Consider the following 19,826-nt stretch of genomic DNA (forward strand, 5'->3'; position numbering starts at 1 on the left):
GCCGTTGATATGAGCAACCTGATCGAAATCCGTGACCTCAGCGTTGCCTTCAGCGGGCAGACCGTGGTGCGCAAGCTGTGCCTGGACATCCGTCCCGGCGAGTGCCTGGCCCTGGTCGGCGAGTCCGGATCCGGCAAATCGGTGACCGCACACTCGATTCTGCAACTGCTGCCCGAGACCGGCACCGAGACCACCGGTAGCATCCGCTATCACGGCAAGGAACTGCTCGGCGCAGCCCCCAAGGTGCTGCGCGAATTGCGCGGCAACCGCATCGCGATGATCTTCCAGGAGCCGATGACTTCGCTCAACCCGCTGCACAGTATCGAGAAGCAGATCGGCGAAACCCTGCTACTGCACAAGGGCCTCACTGGCAAGCCCGCCCAGGCGCGCATCCTCGAACTGCTGCAACTGGTGGGCATTCAAAAGCCCAAGGAGCGGCTCAAGGCCTACCCCCACCAGCTCTCCGGCGGACAGCGGCAACGGGTAATGATTGCCATGGCCCTGGCCTGTGAGCCGGAACTGCTGATCGCCGACGAACCCACCACGGCGCTGGACGTCACGGTGCAGCGCAAGATCCTGCTGCTGCTCAAATCCCTGCAGCAGCGCCTCGGCATGTCGCTGCTGCTGATCAGCCACGATTTGAATCTGGTGCGCAGCATCGCCCAGCGCGTGTGCGTGATGAAGGCCGGGGAGATCGTTGAGCAAGCGCCCTGCGAAACCCTGTTCACCGAGCCCAAACACCCCTACAGCTGCGTATTGTTGAACGCCGAGCCGGAAGGCGAAGCACTGCCCCGGGATGAGCGCGAGAATGTGCTGGAAGTCGACGACCTGAGCGTCAAGTTCGTGCTCGGTGGCGGACTGTTCCAGCGCAAGACCTGGCTGCATGCGGTGGACGGCATCAGCCTGAATATCCAGCGCGGCAAGACCCTGGGGATCGTCGGGGAGTCCGGTTCCGGCAAATCGACACTCGGCCAGGCGATCCTGCGCCTGCTCGATTCCGAAGGCAGCATCCGCTTCCAGGGGCAGGCGCTGGACGGCCTGACGCAGAAACAGCTGCGGCCGTGGCGCAAGAAAATGCAGGTGGTGTTCCAGGACCCCTTCGGCAGCCTCAGCCCCCGGATGTCGGTGGCGCAGATCATCAGCGAGGGCCTTGAGGTGCACAGCCAGTTGACGGCTGATGAGTGCAAGGCCGAAGTGATTCGCGCGCTGGAAGAAGTCGGCCTCGATCCGCAAAGCCGCGATCGCTACCCCCATGAATTCTCCGGTGGCCAGCGCCAACGTATCGCGATTGCCCGGGCACTGGTGTTGAAACCGGCGTTGATCCTGCTCGACGAACCGACTTCGGCGCTGGATCGCACTGTGCAGAAACAGGTGGTCGCCCTGCTCCGCCAGCTCCAGGAAAAACATGGCCTGACGTACCTGTTCATCAGCCACGACCTGGCGGTGGTCCGTGCCCTGGCCCACGATATGATCGTGATCAAGGATGGCAAAGTAGTGGAGCGCGGTGCGAGCCATGAGGTGTTCGATTCGCCGCAGCATCCGTATACCAAGGAGTTGTTGGCGGCGGCGTTGCTTGGCATGCCTTGAGACCCAGTCGCGGCCATCGCGGGCAAGCCCGGCTCCCACAGGGGATTTGTGTAACCACCGAGATCCCTGTGGGAGCGGGCTTGCCCGCGAAGGGGCCAGCACAGCCACACACAATCAGGATCAGCCCCCGTATATGAACACCACCGAAAGCCTCAAGGACTATCAGCGCGTCCGCCTGCTGGCGATCCGCTCACTGTTCGAGATCATCGAGCAATCGAGCGAAGGCACGGTCATCGTCGACCGTGATGCCAACATCGTCTGGATGAACGAACGCTACGCCCGGCGCTTTGGCCTGGAGTCGGCGGCAGTGGCGATCGGCAAGCCCTGCGAAAGCGTGATCCCCGGCAGCCTGCTGCGCGAAGTGGTGCGCACCGGGCGACCCATTCTGCTGGACATGCAGGACACCCCCAAGGAACCGCTGGTGGTCATGCGCCTGCCGATCCACGATGACACCGGGGAAGTGATCGGCGCCATCGGCTTTGCCCTGTTCGACGAGCTACGCAGTCTGTCGCCGATGCTCAAGCGCTACATGAGCATGCAGGAAGAACTTGCCTCGACTCGCTCCCTGCTGCGTGCACGCCAGAGCAAATACAACTTCGCCCACTTCATCGGTACCAGCGCCGCGACCCTTGAAGTCAAGCGCCGCGCCCGCCGTGGTGCCAGCGCCGACTCACCGGTGTTGCTGCTGGGCGAAACCGGGACCGGCAAGGAATTGCTCGCCCAGGCGATCCACGGCGCATCGCCCAGGGCGCACAAGGCGTTTGTCAGCATCAACACCGCAGCGATCCCGGAGGCGCTGCTGGAAGCCGAGTTCTTCGGTACCGCGCCGGGTGCTTTCACTGGCGCGGATCGCAAGGGTCGCGTAGGCAAGCTGCAACTGGCCCAGGGTGGCACGCTGTTCCTCGATGAGATCGGCGACATGCCCCTGCCCTTGCAAAGCAAACTGCTGCGAGTGCTACAGGAAAAGGAATTCGAACCGGTAGGCTCCAACGAGATGATCCAGAGCGACGCGCGGGTAATCGCGGCGACTTCCACCGACCTCGAAGCGGCGATCAAGCGCGGCGAGTTTCGTGCCGACCTTTACTACCGCCTCAACGTCCTGCCGATCCATGTACCGCCCTTGCGTGATCGTCTGGATGATCTGCCGGCCCTGAGCGAAGCGATTCTGGAGGAACTGCGCAGCCAGCATGAACTGCACCACGAGGCGCTGGCGCTGTTGGCGCAACACGCCTGGCCGGGGAACATTCGTGAACTGCGCAATGTGCTGGAGCGTGCGGCGCTGCTCAGTGATGACCTGATTCTGGACGCGGCAGAAATCCGTGCGGCGATTGGCACGTTTACGCCGGTGCAGTGCGTAGCGCCGGCGGTAATTGAGTCGCTGGTGCATGAGACATTCAGCCAGGCGCGGGAGCGTTTTGACCGGCAGCTGATCGAGTCGACCCTTGCGCAGTGTGGGGGGAAGGTGATTGAAGCGGCTGCGCAGTTGGGGTTGGGGCGCTCCACCTTGTACAAGAAGATGGTGGCTTTGGGAATCATTGAGTCTCATTAAAGAGACATATATCTCTATTGGTAGATGCTACCTCTTGCGGGCAAGCCTCGCTCCCACAGGATTTGAGGGTCTCGTAATAATGGGTTTTGCCGCCATATGGAGGAGCAAAGCTTGCTTCTGTGGGAGCAAGGCTTGCCCGCGATGACCCCGGCTCAGTCACTGCATTTCTCTAATCAGAGACACAAATTTTGCTCAACCACTCAAAAAATTAAAATCCTCATATATTTCAACGTGTTACCGCCATGGCACGGAAATCGCTTTAGCACTTCCCACCCAGCCTCACCCCAAAAAAAATAACAATCCAGGAGACACACCATGAGTGTGATCATCGCCTTGGCAGCCCTGGCGCTGCTAATGCTGGCCGCCTACCGCGGCTACAGCGTCATCCTCTTTGCCCCGATTGCCGCCCTCGGCGCCGTCCTGCTCACCGACCCCTCTGCTGTCGCACCGGCCTTCACCGGTGTGTTCATGGAAAAAATGGTCGGCTTCATCAAACTGTATTTTCCGGTGTTCCTGCTCGGCGCCGTATTCGGCAAGCTGATCGAACTGTCCGGCTTCTCGCGCTCCATCGTCGCCGCAGCCATTCGCCTGCTGGGTACGCGCCAGGCGATGCTAGTGATCGTGCTGGTCTGCGCTTTGCTGACCTACGGTGGCGTATCGCTGTTCGTCGTGGTGTTCGCGGTCTATCCGTTTGCTGCGGAAATGTTCCGCCAAAGCGATATCCCCAAGCGCCTGATCCCGGCAACCATCGCCCTCGGCGCCTTTTCGTTCACCATGGACGCCCTGCCCGGCACTCCGCAAATCCAGAACATCATCCCCAGCACCTTCTTCAACACCACTGCCTGGGCCGCGCCCTGGCTGGGTCTGATCGGCTCGATTTTCGTGGTCTGCGCCGGCATGCTGTTCCTCCAGCGCCAACGCAACAAGGCCCTGCGCGCGGGCGAAGGTTATGGCACCGAACTGCGCAACGAGCCAGAGACTGCAGAAGACATCAAGCTGCCCAATCCCTGGATTGCCCTGTCGCCGCTGCTGGCGGTGGGCATCATGAACCTGCTGTTCACCCAGTGGATCCCGCAGTGGTACGGCAAGACCCACAGCCTTGCACTGCCGGGCATGAGCACGCCAGTCACTACCGAAATCGCCAAGCTCACAGCCATCTGGGCGGTGCAGGCAGCCTTGCTGATCGGTATCCTCATGGTCCTCGCGTTTGGCTTCAAGGCGATTCGCAGCAAACTCGCCGAAGGCAGCAAGAGTGCCGTCAGCGGCGCGCTGCTGGCGGCCATGAACACCGCCTCGGAATATGGTTTTGGCGCGGTGATCGCCTCGCTGCCGGGCTTCCTGGTGCTGGCCGACTGGCTGAAAAAAATTCCCGACCCGCTGGTCAATGAAGCGGTTACCGTGACGTTGCTGGCAGGCATTACCGGTTCGGCCTCGGGCGGCATGAGCATCGCCCTGGCGGCGATGTCCGAGCAGTTCATCAGCGCCGCGCATGCTGCCAACATTCCCCTGGAAGTGCTGCACCGCGTCGCCGCGATGGCCAGTGGCGGGATGGACACCTTGCCGCACAACGGCGCGGTGATCACCTTGCTCGCTGTCACTGGCCTGACGCATCGGGAAGCCTACAAAGACATTTTCTGTATTACGCTGATCAAGACCCTGGCGGTTTTTGTGGTGATCGGCACTTTCTACGCCACTGGCATTGTGTGAGGTATTCATGACCACTCTTTCGGGCAAGACCGCACTCGTTACCGGCTCCACCAGCGGCATCGGCCTGGGCATCGCCCTGAGCCTGGCCAAGGCCGGCGCCAATGTGGTGCTCAACGGCTTCGGCAATGCCTCCAGCGTGATCGCCCAGGTCGAGCAGTTCGGCGGCAAAGTCGGTCACCATCCGGCCGACGTCAGCGATCCAGCGCAGATCGCCGACATGATTGCCTACGCCGAGCGCGAGTTCGGCGGCATCGACATCCTGGTGAACAACGCCGGCATCCAGCACGTCGCGGCGGTGGAAGAGTTCCCCGTGGAGCGCTGGGACTCGATCATCGCGATCAATCTGTCATCGGTGTTCCACAGCACGCGCCTGAGCCTGCCGGGCATGCGCGCAAAAAACTGGGGGCGGATCATCAACATCGCCTCGGTGCATGGCCAGGTGGGCTCCACCGGCAAGGCCGCGTATGTGGCGGCCAAGCATGGGGTGATCGGCTTGACCAAAGTGGTCGGCCTGGAAACCGCCACCACTGGCGTCACCTGCAACGCCATCTGCCCAGGGTGGGTGCTGACGCCGTTGGTGCAAAAGCAGATCGATGACCGGATCGCCAAGGGGGTTGATCCGCAGCAGGCGCAGCATGACCTGCTGGCTGAGAAGCAACCGTCGCTGGAGTTCGTCACGCCGCCGCAACTGGGAGAACTGGTGCTGTTCCTGTGCAGTGACGCGGGGAGCCAGGTGCGGGGGGCAGCGTGGAATATTGATGGCGGGTGGTTGGCTCAGTAACAGACTTTAGACCGAGTGATCGTTCATCGCGGGCAAGCCTTGCTCCCACAGAGCCTTGGCTCCAACAGGCCTTGCTCCCACAGAGCCTTCTCTGGGGGGCACCCCTGTGGGAGCAAGGCTTGCCCGCGATTGGATCTGAAGACAAACAAGAGGCCCAGCCATGTCCGACATCCTCTGGCAACCCGACGCCAAGCGCATCGGCAAGACCCGCATGGAGGCCTTTCGGCGCTTCATCGAGCAACGCCACCACCTGCATGCCGACGACTACCCTGCCCTGCATCAGTGGTCCATCGACCAGCGCGAAGATTTTTGGCAAGCGATCGTCGAGTTTTTCGACATCCGCTTTCACGACCAGCCCGACGCCGTGTTGCTTGAAGGCGCGCAGATGCCCAGCGCCCGATGGTTCCCAGGCGCGACCCTGAATTTCGCCGAGCACCTGTTACGCCGGCGCGACGATGCCGTGGCGGTGGTCGCCATCGCCGAAAACGGTCAGCGCGAACAGCTGACCTGGGCCGAGCTCGCAGAACACGTTGCCGGCTTCCAGAACAGCCTGAAGGCCGCCGGCGTCGGCCTGGGCGATCGGGTGGCCGCGTGCATGCCCAACACCTGGCAAACCCTGGTGGCGATGCTCGGCACCACCAGTCTGGGGGCCATCTGGTCGTGCTCGTCGCCAGACTTCGGCACTCAGGGTGTGATCGACCGCTTTGGCCAGATCGAGCCGAAAGTTCTGGTGACCTGCGCCGGTTATCGTTACGCCGGTAAAGAGATCGACCAGCGCGCCAAGGTCAATGAAATCCTCCAACGCCTGCCCTCCCTGCAGCAGTTGATCGTCGTGCCCTACGCCCGCCCGCAAGCGCGTGCAGAGCACTTCCATACCCAAGCCAATGTCAGCCTGTGGGACGACTTCTATGACGTCGGTGGCGAGCTGGATTTCGTCGCCGTGCCCTTCGCCCACCCGCTGTATATCCTCTATTCCAGCGGCACCACCGGCGTACCCAAATGCATCATCCACAGCACCGGCGGCGTGTTGCTGCAGCACGTCAAGGAACTTGGGCTGCACGCCGATCTCGGCGCCGGTGACCGCCTGTTCTACTACACCACCTGCGGCTGGATGATGTGGAACTGGCTGGTCTCGGCCCTCGCCGTGGGCAGCGCGGTGGTGCTGTATGACGGCTCGCCCTTCCATCCAGGCCCGGAACGGCTGATTGACCTGATCGACGACGAGCGCGTCAGCGTCTTCGGCACCAGCCCAAAGTATCTCGCCACCCTGGAAAGCAGCGGCTTGCAACCGCGTCACAGCCATGATCTGGGCAGCCTGAAAACCCTCCTGTCCACCGGCTCGGCGTTGTCGCCCCAGAGCTATGACTACGTCTATCGCGATTTCAAGCGCGACCTGTGCCTGGCCTCAATGTCCGGCGGCACCGACATCGTTTCGTGTTTTGTCATCGGTAATCCGTTATCGCCGGTCCGCCGGGGCGAGATGCAGGGCAAGAGCCTGGGTATGGCCATTGAAGTGTGGAACGACGCTGGCCAGCCGGTGATCGGAGAGAAAGGCGAACTGGTGTGTACCCGCCATTTCCCGGCGATGCCGATCGGCCTGTGGAATGACGCCGACGGCGAAAAACTGCGGAAGTCCTACTTCAGCCTGTTTCCCGGCGTGTGGGCCCAGGGCGACTATGCCGAGCAACTGGCGCATGGCGGGATGTTGATTCATGGCCGCTCGGACGCTGTGCTCAATCCCGGAGGTGTGCGTATCGGCACGGCAGAAATTTATCGTCAGGTGGAGAAAGTGCCGCAGGTAACGGACAGCGTGGCGATCGGTCAACAATGGCAGGGTGATGTGCGAGTGGTGCTGTTTGTGAAGTTGCGCGATGGCGTGTTCCTTGACGAAGCGCTGCAGCAGCAGATTCGCCAGGTGATACGCGCCAACACCACGCCGCGGCATGTGCCGGCGAAGATCGTTGCGGTGACGGACATTCCCCGCACCATCAGCGGCAAGGTGGTGGAGCTGGCAGTGCGAAACGTGGTGCATGGACAGCCAGTGAAGAACACCGATGCACTGGCCAATCCCGAAGCGCTGGAGCAATACCGCAACCGCCCCGAGCTGCAGGACTGACAAATCCCCCCGTAGGAGCTGCCGAAGGCTGCGATCTTTTGATGTTATTTTCAGAGAATCAAGATCAAAAGATCGCAGCCTTCGGCCGCTCCTACGGGGACTGATCAATCCATCAGACCCCATTCACCGGACGCGGGCGCAGCTCCCCGCGTATCGGCATGCAACTTCAATCGCAAGCGCAGATTGTTCGCCGAGTCCGCATGCTTCAACGCCTCTTCCTCGTCCACCGCCCCTTCCACCACCAGCTCGAACAACGCCCCATCGAACGTCTGCATCCCCTGCTCCGTCGACTTCTCCATCATGCCCTTGAGCTCATCCAGCTCATTGCGCCGGATCAGGTCGGCAATGGTCGGCGTGCCCAGCATCACTTCCACCGCCGCCCGGCGCTGGCCGTCGCGGCTGCGCACCAGGCGCTGGGAGACGAACGCCTTGAGGTTATTGCCCAGGTCATGCAGCAGCTGGGTTCGACGCTCGTCCGGGAAAAAATTGACGATGCGATCCAGCGCCTGATTGGCGTTATGCGCATGCAACGTGGAAATCACCAGATGCCCGGTGTCAGCGAACGCCAATGCGTGCTCCATGGTCTCGCGATCGCGGATTTCGCCGATCAGTACCACGTCCGGCGCCTGGCGCAAGGTGTTCTTCAACGCCGCATGGAAACTGCGGGTGTCGACACCCACCTCGCGCTGGTTGATGATCGAGCGCTTGTGCCGATGGATGTATTCGACCGGGTCCTCGATGGTGATGATGTGCCCGCTGCTGTGGCGGTTGCGATAGTCGATCAGCGCCGCCAGCGAAGTCGACTTGCCCGACCCGGTGGCGCCGACGAACAGCATCAGGCCCTGCTTGAGCATGACGGTATCGAGCAGCACTGCCGGCAGGTTGAGGTCTTCAAACCGGGGAATGTCGAGCTTGATGTTACGCGCCACGATGGACACGTCGTTGCGCTGCTTGAAGATGTTGACTCGGAAGCGCCCGACGCCCGGCAGCGAGATCGCCAGGTTCATCTCCAGTTCCCGATCGAACTCCAGGCGCTGTTCGGCGTCCATGATTGACGCGGCAATGGCGGCGATCTCTCCCGCCTTGAACGGTTGCTCGGCCAGGGTCTTTAGTGTTCCATCAAACCGGGCGCTGGGCGGCGCCCCCGTGGAGAGGTAGAGATCGGAGCCGTTACGGCTGGCCAGTAGCGTTAACAGTGCATCGATTTCCATGGCAAAAAGCACCCGCGAAGCATTCAATTGAACAATATGACCCCAATGGGCCATCCAGCGTCTATCGCCCTGCAAGCATAGTAGACGCCGCCAGACCGACTTTAGTGCAGGACAATTTGATGAACGCATCACCGACCGGCAGCGCTGCCCAGGCCTTGATCGCCCGCATCGACTGGAGCCACAGCCCACTGGGCGCCGTCAGCGCCTGGCCACAAAGCCTGAAGACCGCCGTGGACATCGTGCTGCACTCGCCGATGCCGATGCTATTGCTGTGGGGCCCGCAACTCACGCAAATCTACAACGACGGGTTTGCCCTGCTGGCCGGCAGCAAGCACCCCCGCGCGTTCGGCCAACCGGCGCACCTGACCTGGCCGGAACTTCACGAATTCACCGGTGCAGTTTTGCAGGGCCAGGTACACACCTGCAGTGAACAGCGTTTCACCTTGCAGCGTGACGGCGTCGATCGCGACGTCTGGATGGACCTCACCTACAGCCCGATCCGCGACGAAAGCGCGCAGGTCGCCGGCATTCTGGTCACCGCGACTGAAACCAATGAGCGCACCGAACAGGCCCTGCGCCAGAGCCAGACCGAGTTGCAGCTGATCATCAACGCCATGCCGATCCTGATCAGCTACGTGGACCGCGAAGAGCGCTTTCGCCTGAACAACGCCGCCTACCTCGACTGGTACGGCCGCACGCCCGAGGAGCTGTATGGCCGCACCATCCGCGAAGTGCTGGGCGAGGACGCCTACGCGTTGCGCGCCTCGCACATTGCCGAGGCACTCAGTGGCAAGACCTGCTGTTTTGGCATCGACACCCGCCACCGTGACGGCAGCTACCGGCATGCCCTGATGAACTACCTGCCACGCCATGGCGCGGACGGCGCGGTAAACGGTTTCTACATTTTCGTGATCGACGAAACCGAGCGCAGGAAAACCGAGCTGGCCTTGCTCAACCTCAATGAAACCCTGGAAGAGCGCGTCGCTGCACGCACGCAACAGCTGGCCGAAGCAAACCAGCGCCTGCAGAACGAGATGTTTGAGCGCGAACGCGCCGAGGACGCCTTGCGCCATGCGCAGAAGATGGAAGCGGTCGGTCAGTTGACCGGTGGCATCGCCCATGATTTCAACAACATGTTGACCGGGATCATCGGCAGCCTCGACCTGATGCAGCGTTATATCGCCGACGGACGCGCCGCCGAGATCGGCCGGTTCACCGAAGCGGCGGTGTCTTCTGCCCATCGCGCCGCCGCCCTGACCCACCGCCTGCTGGCCTTTTCCCGACGCCAGTCGCTGGACCGCAAGCCGTTGAACGCCAATGACCTGGTGCGCTCCCTGGAAGATCTGCTCAGCCGGACCAAGGGCGACCACATCGCGCTGCGCCTGCACCTGGTCGATGACGTCTGGCCAGTGAACACCGATGCCAGCCAGCTGGAAAACGCCCTGCTCAACCTGGTAATCAACGCCCGTGACGCCATGCCTGACAACGGCGAACTGCTGATCGAGACCGCCAACGTCTACCTCGAAGACAGCGCGATCACCTCACTGGAACCGGTCAAGGCCGGGGATTACCTGATGATCGCCGTGAGCGACAACGGCACCGGCATGACCCCGTCGGTGCTGGCCAAGGCGTTCGATCCGTTCTTTACCACCAAGCCCATTGGCCAGGGGACGGGCCTGGGGCTGTCGATGATCTACGGTTTTGCCCAGCAGTCCGGCGGTCATGTGCACATCGACAGCGTGCCCGGCGAGGGCACCAGTGTGCGCCTGTACCTGCCGCGGTTGCAGGAGCCGGCACCGCAGGACACTCTGCCGGCCTTCAGCGGCGAAACGCCGCCGGCCAATGCCGGCGAGACAGTGGTACTGGTCGAGGACGATCCGGCGGTGCGCATGCTGGTGCTCAACCTGCTCAAGGAGCTGGGTTACCGGGCCCACGAAGCCCAGGATGCGATGGCCGCCCTGCCCTTGCTGGAGTCGGATGCGCGGATCGATCTGCTGGTCACTGACGTCGGCTTGCCGGGCATGAACGGGCGGCAACTGGCGGAAATCGCCCGTCAACGCCGTCCCGGCCTCAAGGTGCTGTTCATGACCGGCTACGCGGAAAAAGCGGCCGAACGCCAGGGCTTTCTTGAGCAGGGCATGGACATGGTCGCCAAGCCATTCTCGATTGACCTGTTGGCCAACAAGATTCGCACGATGCTCGGTCAGCCCGGCTAAGTTAAGGCATAATTGCGCGCCTCGCTGTCACGACCGCAACAAGGTAACCGTCACATGAAAGCTCAAGCCCGCCATATTCTGGTGAAGACCTCGGAAGAAGCCGAGCAGCTCAAACAACGCATCGCCAAGGGCGAGGCATTCGATGTGCTCGCCAAGAAGTACTCCACCTGCCCGTCCAGCAAACGCGGCGGCGACCTGGGCGAAGTGCGGCCCGGGCAGATGGTCGGGGTGATCGACGCGGTGATCTTCAAGAAACCCCTGCGGGTGGTGCATGGGCCGATCAAGAGCAAGTTTGGTTATCACCTGGTGCAGGTGTTTTACCGGGATTGAGACGTCTGGGTTAAGGCCACTTCGCGAGCAAGCTTTGCTCCCACAGGATTGGCGTTAAAATTCAGGGCTGCAGACCACACTGTGGGAGCAAAGCCTGCCGGCGATGGCCACACCGCAATCTCAAACCTTAAAAACAGGTTTCCATGGTCTCGATGACATTCAACTGCTCATCCACCAGACACCCCACCCGCCACTTGTCGAACGTCAGGCACGGGTGCGAAGTGCCAAAGGAAATGATGTCTCCGACCCGCAGTTCAATCCCCGGCGCCACCGTCATGAACGCATGCTGGTCCATGACTGCGGTCACCGTGCAAGCGCCAACATCGTCGCCGATCGCCGGCACCACACCCGCCTTGTAACGCAGCAATGGCACCGGCAACCCGGCGTCATAGGCTACGTCGCGCTTGCCCAGGGTAATCACTGCAAACCCCGGCTCCGGCAGCGACTGCACGTGAGCCCAGACCTCCAGTGCCGGGCGCAAGCCTTCATGCAAGTCACTGCGACGGTCGAGGACGCAGCACTGTGCTTGCTTGTAGATGCCGTGGTCATGCGCCACATAACTGCCCGGGCGCAACACGCTGAGAAAGCGCCCTGCGGCATTCTGCTGTTCGAAAGATTCGGCGATCAGGTCATACCAGGCCGAGCCCGAAGCGGTGATGATCGGCTTGCCGATGGCGAACGCACCGCTGTCCTGCAACTGCACGGCCAGGCGCACCAGGGACGCGGCGAACGCGCGGATCCCGCTGACGGCGTGATCACCATGGATCACCCCTTCGTAGCCTTCGATACCCGTCAGCGCCAGGGCCGGTTGCGCCGCAATGGCCTGGGCCAGTGCGACCACTTCTTGTTCGGTGCGGCAGCCGCACCGGCCGCCCACCACCCCATACTCGATCATCACGTTCAGCCGCACGCCGCGGGAGGTAAAGTAGGTGCCGAGGTCGGCAACGTTATCCGGGTGATCGACCATGCAATGGAAATCGAAGCCCGGGTCGGTCAGCAGATCGGCGATCAGCGCCATATTAGGAGTACCTACCAACTGGTTGGCCATCAGCACCCGGCGCACTCCATGGGCATAGGCTGCGCGGGTTTGCGTCGCGCTGGCCAGGGTAATCCCCCAGGCGCCCGCGTCCAGTTGCCGCCGAAACAACGCTGGCGTCATGCTGGTTTTGCCATGGGGCGCGAGCTCAGCGCCGCTGCTGCGGACAAAGTCCTGCATCCAGCGAATGTTGTGTTCCAGCGCTTCACGGTGCAGCACCAGGGCCGGCAGGCTGACGTCGCGGACCAGGTTGGCGCCGGTCTGGGCCGCCCCCTTTTGCACGACGGCGATGGTTTGGTCAGTAGTCATGGTCGAACTCCTTGCAAGGCGCGGCCGCAGACAGCCGGTGCTATTCGTTGGAGCATGATCTCAGGCCTTTTTCTTGTACGCCACGCAGTCGATTTCAACCTTGCAATCGACCATCATGTTCGCCTGCACACAGGCTCGGGCGGGGGCGTGCTCGGGGCTGAAATACTCGGAAAACACTTTGTTGAAGCTCCAGAAATCCCGCGGATCTTCCAGCCACACGCCGGTACGCACTACGTCCTCCAGGCCATAACCGGCCTCTTCGAGAATCGCAATCAAGTTCTTCATGGTCTGGTGAGTCTGCTCGACGATACCGCCAACAATGATCTCGCCATCCAGCGCCGGCACTTGGCCCGACACGTGCAGCCAGCCATCTGCTTCTACAGCACGGGCGAAAGGGCGCGGCTGGCCGCCACCTGCGGTGCTGCCAGTACCGTAACGAGTAATGCTCATGAGTGGGTCTCCTGAGTGAAGTGAAAAAATGAAAGATTCAGCGAATTTCGCTATTGCTCAACAGAGTATGTAACAGCGGAACAGGCAGCGGAAAGGAATCGCGAGCAGGGCTCACTCCTACAGAAGGATTTTTGTCAGACACCAAACTTGTGTCCGCACCACTCTCCTGTAGGAGTGAGCCTGCTCGCGATCAGGCCTTCGAAGGCGCCGGGAAATTATTCGCTGCGAGGTACCAGCAACACCCGGGTCACCCGCCGTTCCTCAACCGCCATCACCGTCATCCGCCAGCCCTCCCACTCATGGCTGTCACCAATAGCCGGCAGACGATCAAGCAGACTTACCACCAACCCGGCGAGTGTCTGATAGTCCTCGGTAGGCTCGGCGGCAAAGCCGGTGCGCTGGCGCACGCGCATCAGGTTCAGGGCGCCGCTGACCACGAAGCCGCCATTTTCCTCGACCACATCCGGGCCTTCGATTTCGCTGGCGTCGGGCAACTCGCCGGCAATCGATTCAAGAATGTCGGTCATGGTCAGCACGCCGACGAAGTCACCAAATTCGTTAACCACGAAGGCGATATGGGTCGAGGCCTTGCGCATCTGTTCCAGGGCATTGAGGATCGAGTAGCTGTCCAGCAGGTTGATAGTCTTGCGCGCCAGGTGTTCCAAGTCCGGTTCGTGGCCGGCCAGGTACTCCTTGAGCAATTCCTTCTTGTGCACGAAGCCCAGCGGCTCATCCACCGCGCCGTCGCGAATCAGTGGCAGGCGCGAGTAGGACGAGTGCATCAGCCGCGCACGGATAGCTTCGGCGTCATCCGCCAAGTCGATGTGATCAATGTCGGCACGTACTGTCATCAAGGTGCGGATCGGCCGCTCGGCCAGTTGCAACACGCCGCTGATCATCACTCGCTCGCGCCGATCGAACAGCGCTTCACTGGAAGCCTCGCCATTGTCCAGCAGGTCGGAAATCTCTTCGTCGACTTCCTCCGAGGCCAGCCTGCGTCCGCCCAGCAGACGCATTACTGCGTGGGCCGTGCGTTCGCGCATCGGCCGCACGCCCTGCATCGACCGTTTGCGGCGAGCACGGGCGATCTGGTTGAAGACTTCAATCAGGATCGAGAAACCGATGGCCGCGTACAGGTAGCCCTTCGGAATATGGAAGCCCAGGCCTTCGGCGGTCAGCGCAAAACCAATCATCATCAGGAAGCCCAGACACAGCATGATCACGGTCGGGTGCGCGTTGACGAAGCGGGTCAGCGGCTTGCTGGCGACGATCATCAGGCCGATGGAAATGATCACCGCGATCATCATCACTGCCAATTCGTCGACCATGCCGACGGCGGTGATCACCGCGTCCAGGGAGAACACTGCGTCGAGCACCACGATCTGCGCCACGATCGGCCAGAACATCGCGTACGCGGTATTGGACGTGCGTTCGCCGACATGGCCTTCGAGGCGCTCGTGCAATTCCATGGTGGCCTTGAACAGCAGGAACACACCGCCAAACAGCATGATCAGGTCGCGGCCGGAAAAGCTCTTGTCGAACACCTCGAACAGCGGCTGCGTCAGGGTCACCAGCCAGGAAATACTGGCCAGCAGGCCCAGGCGCATCAGCAACGCCAGGGACAAACCGATGAGCCGTGCGCGGTCGCGCTGCTCGGGTGGCAGTTTGTCCGCGAGAATGGCGATAAACACCAGGTTGTCGATACCCAGTACCAGTTCCAGCACAATCAAGGTCAGCAGGCCCAGCCACGCGGTGGGATCAGCAATCCATTCCATGAAAATCTCTCTACCTCTTCAGTTGATTCAGAATGCCAGGCACGGCAAGGCGCGGCGCGATGGCCGTGGAAACACGTGTTGAGTGGGATTCTGAAGTCGGAAGACAGGGTGCTTCGCGTGCATCAAGACTGCGCGGGTGCGCCGGGAGACAGGGTAACTGGGAGGCTCCGAGAGGGTGTTCATGCAAATCCTGCAGGAAAAAAGGACTCCAAGCGTACAGCTAACAGCGACTTTTCCTACATAGAGGAATCATTACAAAATCTGTACAACCCCCAGGCTCTCCCACTGTAGGAGCGAGCCTGCTCGCGAAAAACCTGAGAACGCCGCTGGGTGTCAGGTTGCCAGCGTTATCGTTGACCCCCATCGCGAGCAGGCTCGCTCCTACAGTTTCCTGCGAACCAGATTGATATACCTGCCCACTGCCGCCGATTTCTCAAACCGCCGATAAATCAACGACAACCACGAACTGGCCTCGCAGCCAGCGATCTGCCGATACCCCACCCCAAGCAGACCGACATGGCCCACCACCGACTCCGGCACCACCGCGACACCCTGCCCCAGGGACACCAGAGCCAACACTGCCACCAGCCCGCCCGGCTGCGCACCCAGCTTCGGCGCAAAGCCACCCTGCGCCGCCACCTGCAAAGTCCCGCTGATCTGCTCGGGCAGGATAAAGGTCTCGTCCTGCAGCTGGACCGGTCTGATCTCAGGCAGAGGGCTCAACCACGACTCGCCCGACACCGCCAGCACGAAACCCTCCGAGTCCAGGCGAACAGCCTCCAGGCTTTCCGGCAAGGTCATCGGTGAGCGAACATAACCGACGTCGAACCGGCCCTCGACGACCATCATCGGCAACGTCGCCATGGGACTTTCCCGAACAGTCAGGCGCACGTCCGGGCAGTCGCGAGAGAACGCCTGCACCTGCTTTTGCAGCAAACCGGAATACACGGCCGATGCCACGTAGCCCAGTTCAATCTGGCCGATGTCACCGCGCCCGGCGCGCTGGGCATTGAGTTGAGCCGATTCAAACTGCCGAACCGTCGCGTCCGCCTCACTTACCAGCGCCGCACCGGCCTCGGTCAAACTGACTTCACGCTGCTGGCGGATGAATAGGCGGGTGCCGAGTTCGCTCTCCATGTCCTGGATCTGCCGGCTCAAGGTCGGCGGCGCAATACCGAGCTGCTCGGCCGCACGGGTGAAGTTGCGCTGGCGGACCACGGCCAGAAAGTAGCGGAAATGCCGAATGTCCATTGATGTATTAGCTCAAAGGTAACAAAGCGATGGCGTTCGCCTAACAAACAAGGCCCTCGCCAGACATAAGCTACGAGGACTTTCACAGTAGAGACCCGTTGCCATGTCCGTCAACCCGAAGGTCAGCCCGCGCCAGACGTTACTCACAGCCTCAGGTGTCTGTTCGCTGATCGTGCTCGACACCAACATTGTGGCCGTGACCCTGCCAACGATCGCCCGTGACCTGGGGGCCAATTTCGCTGACATCGAATGGGTGGTCAGCGCCTACATGCTGTCATTTGCGGCACTGTTGCTCCCGGCAGGCAGCATCGCCGACCGTTTTGGCCGGCAGAAAACCCTGCTCTGGGGCCTGGGCATTTTCATCCTCGCGTCCATCGGTTGCGGCGCGGCACCGAGCGCGTTGTTCCTCGACGTCGCCCGGGCGATCAAGGGCGTCGGCGCGGCGCTGTTATTGACCTCGGCGCTGGCATCCATCGGCCACACCTTTCACGATGAAGTGGAGCGCGCCAAGGCCTGGGCCTTCTGGGGCGCCTGCATGGGCGTGGCGATGACGGCAGCACCGACGCTTGGCGGGCTGATTACCGAAACCGTCGGCTGGCGCTGGATTTTCTACCTCAATTTGCCGGTCGGACTGTTCCTGATGTGGAGGGTGTGGCGCGCCGTACCCGAGTCACGCGACCCGCAATCCGCGCGCCTGGACCCTTGGGGCAGCCTGGCCTTCAGTGCCAGTCTGGTGTGCCTGATCTGGGGCCTGATCGAGGCCAACCGGATCGGCTGGAGCAACCCACTGACCTATGCCCGGCTCTTCGGCGGTGCAGTGTTAATGGGGGCGTTTGTGCTGATTGAACGGCTGCAGCAACGGCCCATGGTCGATCTGCAACTGTTCCGCCACCCGCGCTTCATTGGCGCCCTGCTCGGCATGTTCGCCTACGCCGGCTGCGCCCAGGTGATGATGACGTTGCTGCCGTTCTACCTGCAGAATGGCCTGGGATTCTCCGCAATCACCTCGGGGCTGGGGATGCTGCCATTTGCCGCGACCATGCTGATTTTTCCGAAAGTCGGCGCCCGCCTCGCGACAAGGTTTGCTCCCGCTACCTTGATGGCGACCGGCCTGACCCTGGTGGCCAGCGGTAACCTGCTCAGTGCCTGGGCCGTCACCAGCGCCAGCTACCTGCCCTTTGCCCTGGCGATTGCCGTAACCGGCGCCGGCGCCGGATTGCTCAATGGCGACACGCAGAAAAACATCATGGCCTGCGTGCCCCGTGAGCGTACGGGGATGGCTTCGGGCATGAGCACCACCATGCGCTTCAGCGCCATCGTGCTGGCTATCGGCGTCTATGGCGCGTTGTTGTCGAGCCATTCCACCCAGGTACTGCATGCCGAGCTGTCGAGCCATGGTCCGCAGTGGCTGGAGCACACCCAAGGCGTCAGCTCCCGGGTGGTGGCCGGGGACATGCCGGCGGCCATGGGTCTGTTACCCGAAGCAGCCCGATCAATGGTCGAGCCCCTCGCCCGGCAGGCTTTCGTCAGCGGTTTCAGCTTGCTGTTACTGGTTGCAGGCTTACTTGCGGGGTTGGGCGCGGCAGTGGTGGGCACGCTGATGCGTAGTTCGGTCCCGGCGCAGAGCAGTTTTTCCCTGCGAGAGGGATAAACAGGGAGTCATGACCGGCATTGAGTTGTCCTCTTGTTGACCCCGAAGAAAACTCAAAGTCACTGGAGGACCCCATGGCGAAAATCACCATTGCCCAACAACTGGCAACCACGCTTGAACAGGCCGGCGTCAAGCGCATCTGGGGCCTGACCGGCGACAGCCTCAACGGTCTGACCGAAGCCCTGCGCACCATGGACAGTATTGAGTGGATGCACGTGCGCCATGAAGAGGTCGCCGCGTTTGCCGCCGGTGCCGAAGCTGCGGTCACCGGAGAGCTGGCGGTGTGCGCCGGCAGTTGCGGGCCGGGCAACCTGCACCTGATCAACGGGCTGTTCGATTGCCACAAAAACCACGTGCCGGTGCTGGCGATCGCCGCACAGATCCCCTCATCGGAAGTTGGGCTGAACTACTTTCAGGAAACCCACCCGCAGGAACTGTTCAAGGAGTGCAGTCACTTCGTCGAACTGGTGAGCAACCCGGCGCAGATGCCCCAGGTATTGCATCGGGCGATGCGCAGCGCGATTCTCAACCGTGGCGTGGCGGTGGTGGTGATCCCCGGCGACGTGGCCCTGCAGGAAGTCGACGAGAAATTCAAACCCTGGCCCGCACTGGCCAAACCGCGCACCTTGCCGGCGCGCCACGATCTCGATCGACTGGTTGAACTGCTCGGCCAGAGCAAGGCTGTGACCCTGATGTGCGGCGCCGGCTGCGCCGGTGCCCATGATCAGGTAGTGGCGTTGGCCGATGCCCTCGGCGCGCCGATCGTGCATGCACTTCGGGGCAAGGAACACGTGGAGTGGGACAACCCGTTCGACGTCGGTATGACCGGGTTGATCGGCTTCAGCTCCGGTTACCACGCAATGCTCAATTGCGACACGCTGGTCATGCTGGGCACGGATTTCCCCTACCGCCAGTTCTACCCTACCGACGCGACCATCATTCAGATCGACCACGACCCGCAAGCCCTCGGGCGCCGCACCGCCCTGGACCTGGGCATCGCCGCTGACGTCGGTGAGACCCTCGCCGCCTTGCTGCCGCGTCTGCCCTATCGCGCCGATCGAAAGTTTCTGGAGTCGTCGCTCAAGCATTACGAAAAAGCCCGCGATGGCCTGGATGACCTGGCTCAGGCTTCCGCACCGGGCCGGCCGATTCATCCGCAGTACCTCACGCGGCTGCTCAGTGAGCTGGCCGATGACGACGCGATCTTCACCGCCGATGTGGGCACGCCAACAGTGTGGGCCGCGCGTTATCTGAAGATGAACGGCAAGCGGCGCCTGCTCGGCTCTTTCAACCACGGCTCGATGGCCAATGCCATGCCACAGGCCATCGGTGCTCAGGCGGCGTTCCCTGGCCGGCAGGTGATTTCCCTGTCCGGAGACGGTGGTTTCAGCATGCTGATGGGGGATTTCATTTCCCTGGCACAGCTGAAACTACCGGTGAAAATCATCGTTTATGACAACGCGTCCCTGGGATTTGTCGCGATGGAAATGAAGTCCAGCGGGCTGCTGGATACGGGTACTGACCTGCATAATCCGGATTTTGCGGCGATGGCCAATGCCATGGGGGTCCTCGGGATTCGCGTCGAGGCCTGCGAAGACCTGGACGCTGCGTTGCGCCGGGCGCTGGCGCATGACGGGCCGGTGCTGGTGGATGTGGTGACCGCGACCCAGGAACTGGCCATGCCGCCGACCATCAAGCTGGAGCAGGCCAAGGGGTTCAGTTTGTACATGCTCAAGGCGGTGATGAGTGGGCGTGGGGATGAGGTGATTGAGTTGGCGCGGACTAATTGGTTTCGTTAAATGCTTTGATTCATTTGCTGTAGATACCCCGTAGGAGCTGACGAGTGCAACGAGGCTG

Annotated in this window: 14 protein-coding genes; 9 read left to right on the top strand and 5 right to left on the bottom strand. The window is 61.8% G+C overall.

Annotated features, from left to right (window positions below; all coding sequences use genetic code 11):
- The first annotated feature begins 9 nt into the window (after positions 1-9).
- The 5 genes from ACYZTK_RS02730 (at position 10) to ACYZTK_RS02750 (ending at position 7,740) form a co-directional block, all read left to right on the top strand.
- The gene (locus ACYZTK_RS02730) at positions 10-1,587 is read left to right on the top strand and encodes an ABC transporter ATP-binding protein (protein WP_462013019.1); all 1,578 of its coding nucleotides are present in this window, start codon (positions 10-12) and stop codon (positions 1,585-1,587) included.
- Between the two features lie 133 nt (positions 1,588-1,720).
- Positions 1,721-3,136, top strand: coding sequence for a sigma-54 interaction domain-containing protein (locus ACYZTK_RS02735; RefSeq protein WP_462013020.1), 1,416 nt, complete (start codon positions 1,721-1,723; stop codon positions 3,134-3,136).
- 315 nt (positions 3,137-3,451) lie between these two features.
- Positions 3,452-4,843 carry a GntP family permease gene (locus ACYZTK_RS02740; protein ID WP_462013021.1) on the top strand — a complete coding sequence of 464 codons (1,392 nt, stop codon included), beginning with the start codon at positions 3,452-3,454 and terminating at the stop codon, positions 4,841-4,843.
- A 7-nt stretch (positions 4,844-4,850) separates the two neighbouring features.
- Positions 4,851-5,624 carry a 3-hydroxybutyrate dehydrogenase gene (locus tag ACYZTK_RS02745; protein WP_462013022.1) on the top strand — a complete coding sequence of 258 codons (774 nt, stop codon included), beginning with the start codon at positions 4,851-4,853 and terminating at the stop codon, positions 5,622-5,624.
- Between the two features lie 160 nt (positions 5,625-5,784).
- A complete protein-coding gene (locus tag ACYZTK_RS02750) occupies positions 5,785-7,740 on the top strand; it encodes an acetoacetate--CoA ligase (protein WP_462013023.1) in 1,956 nt (651 codons plus the stop codon).
- A 104-nt stretch (positions 7,741-7,844) separates the two neighbouring features.
- Here the strand turns inward: ACYZTK_RS02750 and ACYZTK_RS02755 are convergent, their stop codons facing one another.
- On the bottom strand, positions 7,845-8,951 hold the full coding sequence (locus ACYZTK_RS02755; protein ID WP_462013024.1) for a PilT/PilU family type 4a pilus ATPase: 1,107 nt from the start codon (positions 8,949-8,951) through the stop codon (positions 7,845-7,847).
- 119 nt (positions 8,952-9,070) lie between these two features.
- Between ACYZTK_RS02755 and ACYZTK_RS02760 the strand changes: the two genes are divergently transcribed.
- Positions 9,071-11,167: a hybrid sensor histidine kinase/response regulator gene (locus ACYZTK_RS02760; RefSeq protein WP_462013025.1), complete on the top strand. Its 2,097-nt coding sequence runs from the start codon at positions 9,071-9,073 to the stop codon at positions 11,165-11,167.
- 54 nt (positions 11,168-11,221) lie between these two features.
- Positions 11,222-11,497: a peptidylprolyl isomerase gene (locus ACYZTK_RS02765; protein ID WP_462013026.1), complete on the top strand. Its 276-nt coding sequence runs from the start codon at positions 11,222-11,224 to the stop codon at positions 11,495-11,497.
- 127 nt (positions 11,498-11,624) lie between these two features.
- On the opposite strand, the gene ACYZTK_RS02770 is transcribed toward ACYZTK_RS02765, so the two are convergent.
- From ACYZTK_RS02770 to ACYZTK_RS02785, 4 genes are all read right to left on the bottom strand, one after another.
- Complete coding sequence (locus ACYZTK_RS02770; protein WP_462013027.1) at positions 11,625-12,842, bottom strand: amino acid deaminase; 1,218 nt, start codon at positions 12,840-12,842, stop codon at positions 11,625-11,627.
- Between the two features lie 60 nt (positions 12,843-12,902).
- Positions 12,903-13,292: a RidA family protein gene (locus ACYZTK_RS02775; RefSeq protein WP_462013028.1), complete on the bottom strand. Its 390-nt coding sequence runs from the start codon at positions 13,290-13,292 to the stop codon at positions 12,903-12,905.
- 215 nt (positions 13,293-13,507) lie between these two features.
- Positions 13,508-15,067, bottom strand: a complete 1,560-nt coding sequence (locus ACYZTK_RS02780) for a TerC family protein (protein ID WP_462013029.1) — start codon at positions 15,065-15,067, stop codon at positions 13,508-13,510.
- Between the two features lie 381 nt (positions 15,068-15,448).
- Complete coding sequence (locus ACYZTK_RS02785; RefSeq protein WP_462013030.1) at positions 15,449-16,318, bottom strand: LysR family transcriptional regulator; 870 nt, start codon at positions 16,316-16,318, stop codon at positions 15,449-15,451.
- 103 nt (positions 16,319-16,421) lie between these two features.
- Here ACYZTK_RS02785 and ACYZTK_RS02790 point away from each other — a divergent pair, with 103 nt between their 5' ends.
- Positions 16,422-17,969, top strand: a complete 1,548-nt coding sequence (locus tag ACYZTK_RS02790) for an MFS transporter (protein WP_462013031.1) — start codon at positions 16,422-16,424, stop codon at positions 17,967-17,969.
- 74 nt (positions 17,970-18,043) lie between these two features.
- Complete coding sequence (gene poxB / locus ACYZTK_RS02795) at positions 18,044-19,768, top strand: ubiquinone-dependent pyruvate dehydrogenase (protein WP_462013032.1); 1,725 nt, start codon at positions 18,044-18,046, stop codon at positions 19,766-19,768.
- The last annotated feature ends 58 nt before the right edge of the window (positions 19,769-19,826 follow it).

The sequence above is a fragment of the Pseudomonas sp. LB3P31 genome (genome assembly GCF_054897945.1).